8 protein-coding genes are annotated in these 11,326 nt (G+C 43.5%); all 8 read right to left on the bottom strand.

Going from position 1 to position 11,326, the window contains the following annotated elements; genetic code table 11:
- Positions 1 to 43 precede the first annotated feature (43 nt).
- The 8 genes from HMPREF9010_RS15620 to HMPREF9010_RS15650 all read right to left on the bottom strand — a co-directional run bounded on the left by HMPREF9010_RS15620 (position 44) and on the right by HMPREF9010_RS15650 (position 11,324).
- Positions 44 to 1,303 (bottom strand): glycoside hydrolase family 88 protein, encoded by a 1,260-nt coding sequence (locus HMPREF9010_RS15620; protein WP_004297411.1) that lies wholly within the window; start codon positions 1,301 to 1,303, stop codon positions 44 to 46.
- 166 nt (positions 1,304 to 1,469) lie between these two features.
- On the bottom strand, positions 1,470 to 5,705 hold the full coding sequence (locus HMPREF9010_RS15625) for a two-component regulator propeller domain-containing protein (protein WP_008648289.1): 4,236 nt from the start codon (positions 5,703 to 5,705) through the stop codon (positions 1,470 to 1,472).
- Positions 5,692 to 6,531 carry a transporter substrate-binding domain-containing protein gene (locus tag HMPREF9010_RS15630; protein ID WP_008648288.1) on the bottom strand — a complete coding sequence of 280 codons (840 nt, stop codon included), beginning with the start codon at positions 6,529 to 6,531 and terminating at the stop codon, positions 5,692 to 5,694. The genes HMPREF9010_RS15625 and HMPREF9010_RS15630 overlap by 14 nt, the downstream gene beginning before the upstream one ends.
- 17 nt (positions 6,532 to 6,548) lie before the next feature.
- Entirely contained in the window at positions 6,549 to 8,600 is a 2,052-nt protein-coding gene (locus tag HMPREF9010_RS15635; RefSeq protein WP_008648286.1) for a putative porin, read from the bottom strand.
- Positions 8,601 to 8,720: 120 nt separating this feature from the next.
- Positions 8,721 to 9,263, bottom strand: a complete 543-nt coding sequence (locus tag HMPREF9010_RS15640) for a 2-oxoacid:acceptor oxidoreductase family protein (RefSeq protein ID WP_004297415.1) — start codon at positions 9,261 to 9,263, stop codon at positions 8,721 to 8,723.
- Positions 9,264 to 9,283: 20 nt separating this feature from the next.
- Positions 9,284 to 10,048, bottom strand: a complete 765-nt coding sequence (locus tag HMPREF9010_RS15645) for a thiamine pyrophosphate-dependent enzyme (RefSeq protein WP_004297416.1) — start codon at positions 10,046 to 10,048, stop codon at positions 9,284 to 9,286.
- Between the two features lie 12 nt (positions 10,049 to 10,060).
- Complete coding sequence (locus tag HMPREF9010_RS25885) at positions 10,061 to 10,234, bottom strand: hypothetical protein (RefSeq protein WP_004297417.1); 174 nt, start codon at positions 10,232 to 10,234, stop codon at positions 10,061 to 10,063.
- 7 nt (positions 10,235 to 10,241) lie between these two features.
- The gene (locus HMPREF9010_RS15650; protein WP_008648284.1) at positions 10,242 to 11,324 is read right to left on the bottom strand and encodes a 3-methyl-2-oxobutanoate dehydrogenase subunit VorB; all 1,083 of its coding nucleotides are present in this window, start codon (positions 11,322 to 11,324) and stop codon (positions 10,242 to 10,244) included.
- Between the last annotated feature and the right edge of the window lie 2 nt (positions 11,325 to 11,326).

The following is an 11,326-nucleotide window of genomic DNA, read 5'->3' as shown; positions in this document are numbered from 1 at the left end:
GATAAATAGTAAAGTGATGTTATCGTGAGAGTTGTCGGAAGATTTAGAAAAGACTTTCTTCCTTTTCCAATTTAGCTTTGCGGAGCAAGGCTTCCAGGAAATAATAGTCGGCGTATGAAAGCGGGACATCTATTTCGCTGTCGTGTGGTTTGGAACCTGTGCTGTGCAGCAGCAAGAATCCTTTATCTCCGTTTAGTTGCGCACGATAGCTATGCGTCAGATTCTGGAGAATCTTATCGGCTTCCTGCTTGTATTGTTCTTTCTTTTCGGGAACGTATGTGCTTAGTTCATAAAGGGCGGATGCCATACAGGATGCAGCGGATGCGTCACGGGGTTCGTTGGGTATTCCGGGTGCGTTAAAGTCCCAATAAGGAATCAGGTCTGCCGGCAGGGTCGGATTGTTGAAGATGTATTTCTCCACTTTCTCCGCCTGTTGCAGGAATTCGGGTCTGCCGGTTTCACGATAGCACATGGTGTATCCGTATAAGGCCCATGCTTGTCCGCGTGCCCATGCTGATTCGTCGGAATATCCTTGATGCGTCATTTTGCTGCGTACCGTTCCGTTAATGGTATCGTATTCTACTACATGATAGCAGCTGTTGTCTTCACGGAAGTGATTCTTCATGGTAGTGAGTGCATGGTTGACTGCTATATTATAATAGGTGGAGTCGTTCGTTTCGCGGAATGCCCAGAACAGAAGTTCAAGATTCAGCATATTATCGATGATAACGGGGAATTGCCATTTGTCTGCATGGTGGTCCCAGGAACGGATACAGCCGATTACCGGTTTGTAACGGGTAATCAGGGTGCGTGCGGATTGCAACAGAATATCTTTATAAGTGGAATCTCCGGTCAGACGATAACCGTTTCCATAGCTGCAATACATCTTGAAGCCCATGTCGTGTGTCTTTCCGTTATTTTTTTCGCGTTCCAGAATTTCTGTATGTTTCTGCGCCTGCTCTTTCCAATATGGATTGTGCGTGTACTCATATAGATACCAAAGCTCACCGGGGAAGAATCCACTGGTCCAGTCTTTAGAAACAACCAGTTCCAGTGAACCGTCCGGTTTGATACTGCGGGGATTGGTTAATTCCCCCCAGCCCTTACTTTCTCTCTTTTCTCTACTCTCTTGTGATTCATTGGCACGTGCCTCGTCTATTTGAGTCAGTGCGTATTTTAATTGCTGTTCGGCAAATGCGAAGTTAGAAGCAACGATATCTTGCTCTTTAGAGTGATTACAACTGGTAAGTGTGATAATTCCAAGTCCGAAGACTAACAAGTAGTTTTTAATCTTTGTTTCCATATGATTATATTAAGTAGAACAACATTGCAAATGTATGGAAACAGAGTAGAATCGGTTTGTCTAATGATGCCAGATGTTTGCATTTTCATCCCAAACAAATAAAAAAATCCGCACTGTAAGCCTTGTTGGGACATTTTTTATTGTTTGGGACGATTTTGTAAATCGGCTATTCCCGGATGGTGTCAACATCTGTATGGCCTGAATGTGACTTTTGATATTCCGATGGAGAAACACCGTAAGCTGATTTGAAACATTTCGTGAAGTAGGCGAGAGTACTGAATCCCGTGGCCGTTGCAATTTCGGTAATGTTCATTTCTGTTTGCTTCAGCATTTGTGTAGCTATCTCCAAACGTTTATGACGGATAAGGTCATTCAACGGCAGGTCGGTGATAGCTTTCAGTTTCCGGTAAAGATTGCTCCGGCTGAATCCCATCTCTTCACAGATTTTGTCTACTTTCAAATCGGGGTCGGTGAGATACTTTTCAATGATTTTAAATAGTTTCTGCATGAATTTCTCATCGGCGGAGGTCGTTTCCACTTCAATTCCCATGGATTGCAGGGAGAAGTTTTTGCTATATACGGATTTTAGCTTTTCCCGCTGTGCCAGAAGATTGTAGATACGTACCAGCAGAACATCAATATTAAATGGTTTAACCACATAATCGTCTGCTCCCGACAAGAATCCCTCTTTGACGTGCATCACCATCGTGCGGGCAGTGAGTAGAATAACGGGAATGTGTCCCGTCTGCAGATTGTTCTTGATAAGTGCGCAAAGTTCCAGTCCGTCGATACCGGGCATCATAATGTCCGTCACTACCAGGTCGGGAAATTCTTTCAGGACAATTTCAAAAGCATCCGAACCGTTGTCGGCTTCCAATACGTTGTAATATTGTTCCAGGTGTCCTTTTACATAACTTCGTATCTCTTCATTGTCTTCTACCAATAGAACCGTTTTGCCGGGTAGGGATGGAGTGGTTCCGGAAATGGTGTTTTCGGAATCAATGGTTCCGGACATACCCTTTTCTACTTGTTCATTGTTTTTTCCCGAGAGAACGGCAGTATTCGCCACCTCTTCTTCTGTCATGGTGTGGTTCGGTAATAGGATAGTGAATACGCTTCCTTTGGGAGTATTGGCTGTGACTCCAATTTCTCCGTGATGCAGATGAACGACAGATTGAGTCAGGCTTAATCCGATACCTGTGCCATTCATATTCTCGCTACCTGTCGTGTGACCGACCTGGTAGAAGGGAGTGAAGATTTGGGTGCGTTCATCTTCTGGAATTCCTTTTCCCGTATCTGCTACTTGAATCACTAAATAACTTCCCTGATGGGAGGTGATAAGCGGAGAATGTTCCGATAGCCACTCGCTATGTTCTTGGCGGAGAGTGTCTATATCTGTAATCAGCAATAAACGCAGTGTGATTGTATCTCCCGGTACTGTGAATTTAAAAGCATTCGACAATAAATTGAAAACGGCTTTTTCGAGTAAGCCCTGATCGAAGCAGGCTGTCACCTCGCCTTGAGGAGCCTGATATTCGAAACGAATCTGTTTGCTTTCGGCAATCTGCCTGAATGTGTAGAATATTTCGAGCAGGAAAGCATTCAGGTCGCTTTGAGACAGTTGGAGAGTGAGATTACCACTCTGGTTCTTCTGTAAATCCATCAATTGATTGACGAGAAGTAATAATCGGCGGGCATTTTTCAGAATCATGCCCAGTTGTGTTCTGATAAACTGCGGAACTTCTGCCCGTTTCATCAACTCTTCCAGTGGGCTGATAATAAGTGTCAGCGGAGTACGTAGCTCATGCGAGAAGTTGGTGAACAGGTGTAGCTTTGTCTGATGGAATTCTTCCATGCGTTGTTTCTCCATTTGCTTCATGCGCAGGTCTAGTTCCAGTTTATGCTTACTGTACATATAATAGCCGATAGTAAACATGATTCCCAATGCGGATAGGACATAAAGGATATAGGCCAGCGGCGTTCCCCACCACGGAGAACGAATGATGATTTCCATTTTCTTTCCGGTTTCATTCCATACGCCGTCATTGTTGGATGCTATGACTTGGAATGTATATTTTCCTGGAGCCATGTTGGTATAGAATGCTTCTTTACGACTACCTACGTAATTCCAGTCTTCGTCGTGACCGGAGAGTTTATAGGCATATTGGTTCTGTTCGTGCAGAATATAGTTCAAGGCACTGTACGCAATGGAAAAATTATTCTGATTGTAGGCAAGAACCAACGTTTGCGTATCGTCCGGGGCACTATCCAGCAGATGAGTATCATCATTCGGTGTGATTACCTTATTGTTTACGGTCAGTTGGGTAAGTACTACCGGTGGCATGGTATTATTCTTTAGAAGAGAGCCGGGAGTAAAAGAAAGGAAACCATTGCTTCCACTAAAGTAGACCTCACCGTGGGGCAGACTAATGACTCCCTGCGGTGTAAACTCCAACGTTTCGGAACCGACAAAACAGTCATAACTGCGTACCTGCCCGGTCTTGGTATTCAGTTCGGCTATTTCCTTATCGACACTAATCCATAAGTTGTTGTTGTGCTCCACCATGGCATATACCTCATTATTGGGTAGTCCCTCTTTCTTGCCAATATGTTTGACGACACCTGTTCCTTGTTTATACAGGTATATTCCTCCTCCGAAAGTGCTGAACCAGATTTCTCCGTTCGCTTTGCGCACCATGGAAGTGATGTAGTTATTTTCGAGTTTCTGATTGGGATTTGTCTCTGACATGTTGCAACGGAGCACCGTTCCCTTTTGCATATCATATTCGTAAAGTCCGAACGAGCGGGTTCCTATCAGAAAGGTGTGAGCATTCAGTGCCAGGAAGCTCCGTAGGCTGGTGAAGTTGACGAATTCCTTTTTCTCTTTGCCATACGGGAACTGATTGGTGATTTTTCCGTCCGGAGACAGTTTAACCAGTCCTTTGTCGGCTGTCGTCCCTATCCATAGATTATTCTCTGCATCTTTATAAAAAGTATAGATGGCAAAGTTTTTTTCCCGGCCGAATGAATATACTAATGTGAATTTTTTGGAAGGAATATGGAATTTATAGACTCCTCCGGTACTTGTGCCACACCAGATATAGTCTCCGTCCAGTAAAAGGGATTTGATGATGTTCTTGTTGAACAATCCTTTGGATGTCTGCTCAATCAGGAAGTTGGTATATTCCTTGGTGATAGGATTGAACTGCATCAGTCCTCCTCCCTCTGTTGCAATCCACAATGAAGTGGAATCATACACCATTGTACCAAAGATATTATATAACTTCTGGTTGTTATTTTCTACCGGATGGTAGAAGATGAACCGGTTATTGAGCGGGTTATAGTAGTTCACACCACCGGAATAAGTACCTACCCAGAGCGTTTTCTCCCGGTCGATGTAGATACTGCGGACGGAAAAATGACTTAGACTGTTCTGATTAGCATCGAACCGGTTGTACTTGGATATATCATCGTTTCTTAAATCCAGAATACTAAGTCCGTCGAACGTCCCGATAATCAATTTCTGGTCCTGCTCGGTGATGCAACGGATATAGTCATTTGTCAGTCCGCTGTTTTTCTGATTGTAGATAGATAAGTCTTTGGTCTTCGGGTTCCATTTATTCAGTCCCCTGGTTTCTGTTCCTATCCATACCTGATGTTGGGAGTCTTCGAAAATACAACTGATTGCATCGTCCGACAGGGCAGGCTGTGTGCTTTTATTGAGTTGCTGAATCAACTCCATTTCAGGTGTACAGATAAATAATCCGTGACGATGAGTACCAATATAAAGCCGTTTTTCTGCATCAATATAAAGCTGCATGATTGCTTCATTCTCCGGGACATGGTCGGAATATTTCTTCTTGAATTCCCCGGAACGAGGTTGCCATATACATAACCCTGTTCGGGTACCAACCCATAGATTACCGGACTGGTCAAATTGAAGAACGGCAATGTTGTTTCCTGGCATGTTTGGATAATCGTCCGTCTGATATTTGGTAATCTGATTGGTTTTGAGATTGATATAGTTAAGCCCGTTATTAGTACCTACCCACAATCCCTCGTTTGCATCGTCCGGCAACAGGCAAGTGATATGATTGTCCGACAATGAATGAGGATCATCGTTATCATGCTTATATATAGTAAATTTCTCTCCGTCGTATTTGTTTAATCCATTGCGGGTTGCAAACCAGATATAACCTTTGGAGTCTTGTGCAATGGCAAGGACTGATAGTTGCGACAAGCCATTCTTGAGATTGATATTCGAGAAATTGAATATTCCGCTTTCTGTGGCATAAGCCCGTGGAAAGCAGATAGACAGGAAAATCAAGAAAGCAATAAAAGAAAATGAACGTGTATGGAATAGAAGTTTTAGTGTAATAGAAATAAGGTTATTCTTTATCATAGTATTTCTTATAAATCTTTTGGTATTCCTTTTCCTTTTGGAATTTATCCAGCCATGTATTCAAACTATCGAGTAAGGCGGGGGATTGTTTACTGACTGCCCATGAGTAGAACTGCGTGAAGCTGATAGCTGTATTAATATCTATTTGCGGCAACGAATCTGCTGCTGCCAGTGCGATGCTTTCGTCGCAAACGGCATAGTCGATGTCTCCATGCGCTACCATTGATATCAATTGTTCGGAACCGTATTTATCAATCTCCTTGATGTAGATAGTATCTCCGATCTCATTGCCTAGATTCTGAATACGCAAAATAGAGGGGGAGCCTTTTACGACATGAAGTGTTCGTTGGGCTAAATCCAGTTGGGTACGGATATAGAGTGAATCATTCTCTCCAATCTCTTTGCGTTGCACCAGCACTTGCTTGTTGAGGAAAATGGGAGAGGTGAGAAGCAGAGAGTCTTTTAACTTGCTGGTGGCTAATATGCCATAAGCAATCACGTCATAACGTCCCTCGTTTAATCCTTCCAACCGCTCTTCGAAACTCATAATAGGTGTTATTTCGGTTTTGAGTCCTTTGTCCCGGGCGAATGCCTGTATCAGTTCGTAATGAAAACCGGAAACGGTATCACCGTCTACATAAAAACTGATGGAATTATATTCGGTAGCTACACGTATGATACCCTCTTTGGCAATGGCAGCATAATCACGCGGATGTCCCGCAGGTTTTTCCTGCTTGCCGCATTGACGGAAAGAGAAGATAAATGCCAATACAACAATCACTGGCACTAAATATCTGAACAGTCTCAATTTGGGGCGTGATACCATAAGTCGTATAGTTTTTGTTAATCATAGAAATTCCATGAAAGACCGAATTTTAGCACACGTGGGTTGATGGGGTAGTGAGGAGACAGAAAGTAATTCGGACTGCTCATGCCCTGGTTCACGTGATACATCATTACATAGAAACGTGTACGCTTTAAATGTAAGTTTGCATATACATTCACAATCGGATAACCTCCTATCTGTACCTGATCGTCTGTCGGTTGCAGGTGGAAATTCTGAATGGCCGGCATATAGGCAGGTGCATTGTATTTGCTGAAATAACGTACGTCGGCACCTAATTGCACACTAAGTACTTTCTTCGCCAGTTTGAACTGCATATAGAAGTTATGATATAGCGAGAGATCAGGTAAAGGAAGTACAGTCTGGTCACTGGATTTCTGCCAGGTCACCTCATTGTCCAGATGGAAGATGCCTAACTTGAAATCCTGATTAAGACTTGCAGATAATACCTGTATGCTTCCACCATTCTGTTCCGGTTTTGCTTCCTGGTTGAAGTAAGTATAGTTCTTGATATTTTCAACTCCTGCTTTCAGGCGTGTCCTCCAACGTGCAATGCTCAATTCCCCCTCAATACGGGTACGGAATTCCTTGTCCATATCGTCATCCCACATGAAATGCTTGGAATGATAATGGCGCATATAGAAAGGAGCAAGTTTATTGCTGACTTCACCACGGGCTATAAGACTGACGGTGTCTTTCCACAACGGGAAGTTCAGGTCAATATCTCCTTTTACATTGAATTGTCCGATTGCTTTTCCTGCCAATCCCACTTCACCGATAGCGTGGTAATGAAGCACATTCCCTTCACGTTTGGATAATTCGCCTCCAACAAATATTTCATTTTCGTTGTATTTATCAGGCAACGGATTTCCTTCCATATTCATCAGTGTATACTTGCTGATTTTATAGGAAGCAAATGCAGTCAATCCGGCTTTGGCATATTTATTGAATCCCTCAAGTAACGCAATACCTATGGTGTTTTTGATTCCGACGTAGGTGGTACTGTCTCTGACATTAGGATTATCCGTATCAAAGTAAGTATTCTGATAATAATTTTTTTCACGCATGTCGTCATTAGAATTAAAGCTATGCCGTGCCCGTTCCACTTGGATGGTGTGTATAAAACTGGTAACGGGGACAAACTCCTGTTTGACGGGAGTGGTGTCATTTTCAGCCTGTGGTATGTCACGACTGAATCCGAGATTATATCGTTGGGTCAGGAAGACATAAAAGTCATGGTTGCGGTTGGTCGTTGCACTTAGTACGGTAGGAATATTGGTTGATTCATATTCTCTTTGACCTTGCGCCATTTCTTCCGGTGCAGTGATATAGCGGTCGTCCTCAATACCTCCGTTTTCATTTGTTTTCAGGTAATTATTGCTGTATATAGCCTGCATCTGATATTTGTCGCCGATATAGCTACCGAAAACTGCTGCATTAAAGTACGCCGTATTCTGATTATTGTAATATCCTCGTCCGTATAGGTAGTCTACATTAAATCCGAAAGCCAGTTTCTTGTTTACATTGACAGAGAAGTAAGATTTGAAACGCTCTTCCCCATTCACTTTATTACCGGCTTTGTGATACGTCAGATTCGTATAAGGTACGTTACTGTTAGTGAAATTAAATTCCGTAGGACGAATGAAGAAACTGGAGAAAGGCTCCATGAAAATAGTCGGCTCCGGGTCACGGCGGTCAAAGAAGATGCGTGACATACGGGGAGAACCCATATTGGCCAGATAATTATAATGTCCGGTAAGTCCTTCAGTCAGGTTTGAATTCTGGAAATGATGAAAGGCTGTATCTGCCGGGATGATAGTCCGGTCGCCCAACTGGTTCTTGATACGCCACATATACAACTTTGGAGGCAATCCCTGTACTTCGACATTTGCACTATCCAATCTGTCCGGAATCATGGCAGGGTCTACCTGATTTCCGTATTGGTCGTATCCGTTTTCGTCTACTCTCTGGCGACCATTATCGAACTGTGCGTGAACAGTCGTCAAACCTATAACGGAAAGTAATATATATAATAGTAAGATTCGTCTCATAATTGGAGGCAAAGATACTTACTTTAATTGAGAATTGAGAATTGAGAATTGAAAAATATGTTGCATCCTTTACTTGGCGAGCAATTATTTCTTAATTCTCAATTCTCAATTTTTAATTTATTAAACCTCACGGATTAACTCCATCCCTTTCTTGATAGCTTCCTCGTTCATAGGAATCAAGTGATGGTGGCGTTCCGGCAGGGTTTTCTTCAATCCTTTGATAACATTCTCCAACGTTACGATGGGGCGAAGCTTCAATAATCCGCCAAGTACGATCATGTTGAATGCTTTGGCATTGTTCATCTCGTTGGCTGCATCCATTGCGTCGATACGATATACCTTAATATCCTTACGGGTAGGAGGGTTGATAATTCCGTAACCGTCATAAATCAGGATACCGCCGGGTTTCACTTTGCTTTCAAACTTTTCGAGTGAAGGCTGATTCAGAATGATGGCAGCGTCGTATTTACTAAGAATCGGTGAGGATATTTTGTCATCGCTTACAATAACTGTAACGTTGGCTGTTCCACCTCGTTGTTCGGGACCATAAGCGGGCATCCAAGTCACTTCTTTGCCTTCCATCAAACCGGAATATGCCAGAATCTTACCCATAGACAATACGCCTTGTCCACCGAATCCTGCTATAATTATTTCTTCTTTCATTGTTCTGTTGACTTTTAGCGTTATTCTTTATCTTTTAAATCACCCAGCGGATAGAATGGGAACATGTGTTCTTCCATCCATTTGTTCGCCTTCTCCGGAGTCATCTTCCAGCCTGAACTACAAGTGGAAACGATTTCTACCAGGTTGGAACCTTTACCGTTCATGGAGTTCTCAAAAGCCTTGCGGATTGCCTTCTTAGCCTTACGGATAGCCGGTACGGATTGTACGGACTGACGGGTTACGTAAGCAGTTCCTTCCAGTTGGGCTGCGATTTCAGTAATCTTCAATGGATAGCCGTGAAGTTCAACGTCACGTCCGTAAGGACAAGTCGAACTCTTCATGCCTACCAGTGTAGTCGGAGCCATCTGGCCGCCTGTCATACCATAGATTGCATTATTGATAAAGATGATCGTGATATTTTCACCACGGTTCAAAGCGTGGATTGTTTCGGCTGTACCGATGCAAGCCAAGTCACCGTCGCCCTGATAAGTGAAAACAAGGCGGTCCGGCCACAGGCGTTTCACAGCAGTTGCCACAGCAGGAGCACGTCCGTGTGCTGCTTCCTGCCAGTCAATATCGAGATAGTTGTAAGCAAACACTGCACATCCCACCGGAGAGATTCCTACAGTTTTATCTTCCATACCCATTTCCTCAATGACTTCGGCAATGAGTTTGTGTACCACACCGTGACTGCAACCCGGGCAGTAGTGCATGGCGTTATCGTTCATCAGAGTCGGTTTTTTGTAAACCAGATTCTCGGGTTTGATTATTTCTTCTTTAGTCATAACTTCATCTCCTTATCTGTTGGTGAACCGTATAAAAAACTCCATCAGCTTGACAAAGATTGCCGCGCCGCATACGTAGATAAACATTTTGAAATCATCTTTTGCTACAAAGTAGGTGATGATGGCTGCAACAGCCAATATCATAAATAGGATGTTCAGTACGTTTCTTATTTTATCGGGATTCATTGTTTCGTTATTTGATTATTTTTTCTTTCAAGGCAGTTACAATCTCATCCGGATCGGGAACGATGCCACCTAGACGTCCGAAATGTTCTACCTTTACTTTACCGTTAACAGCGAGACGGACATCTTCAATCATCTGTCCGGCATTTAGTTCCGTAACGAGCATACCTTTTACTTTATCAGTGTATGCAGCAATTGCTTTGGTTGGGAACGGCCACAGTGTAATCGGGCGAAGGATACCTACTTTAATTCCTTTTTCACGGGCTAGTTCCATTGCTTTCTGGCCAATACGTGCCATTGAACCGAATGCGATAATCAAATACTCTGCATCTTCGCAGTTGATCTCTTCGAAGCGTACTTCATTTTCTTCAATTTCACGATATTTAGCTTGAAAACGGAGGTTGTTGATTTCCATGGCTTCCGGTTTCAATTCAAGGGAAGTGATAATATTCGGTTTGCGGTCTTTTGCTTTTCCGGTAGCAGCCCATGGACATTGTTCAATTATTTCTGCTTCCGTGCGGCGTGGCTTTTGTGCAGGAAGAACAACCTTTTCCATCATCTGACCGATCACACCGTCGGCAAGGATAATAGCCGGATTACGGTATTTGAAAGCCAGTTCGAATCCTAATGCTACGAAATCCGCCATTTCCTGTACGGATGCCGGAGCGAGGGCAATCAGTTTGTAGTCTCCATGACCACCACCTTTTACTGTCTGGAAGTAGTCAGCCTGACTAGGTTGGATAGTTCCCAGTCCGGGACCGCCACGCATTACATTCACAATCAGACAAGGAAGTTCGGCACCGGCCAAATAAGAGATTCCTTCTTGTTTCAAGCTCACACCCGGACTTGAAGATGAGGTCATTACCTTCTTTCCGCTACCTGCACCTCCATATACCATATTGATAGCTGCCACTTCACTTTCCGCCTGGAGTACTACCATGCCGGTTGTTTCCCACGGTTTCAGTTCGGCAAGCGTTTCCAACACTTCCGATTGGGGAGTAATAGGATAACCGAAGTAACCGTCGGCACCGCAACGGATAGCTGCGTGGGCGATGGCTTCGTTTCCTTTCATTAATACAACTTCTTCTGCCATAT

The sequence above is a fragment of the Bacteroides sp. 3_1_23 genome (assembly GCF_000162555.1).
In the GTDB taxonomy this organism is placed as follows: domain Bacteria; phylum Bacteroidota; class Bacteroidia; order Bacteroidales; family Bacteroidaceae; genus Bacteroides; species Bacteroides ovatus.
Note: the sequence above shows the minus strand (reverse complement) of the source record. Positions and strands in the feature narration are given on the sequence as shown.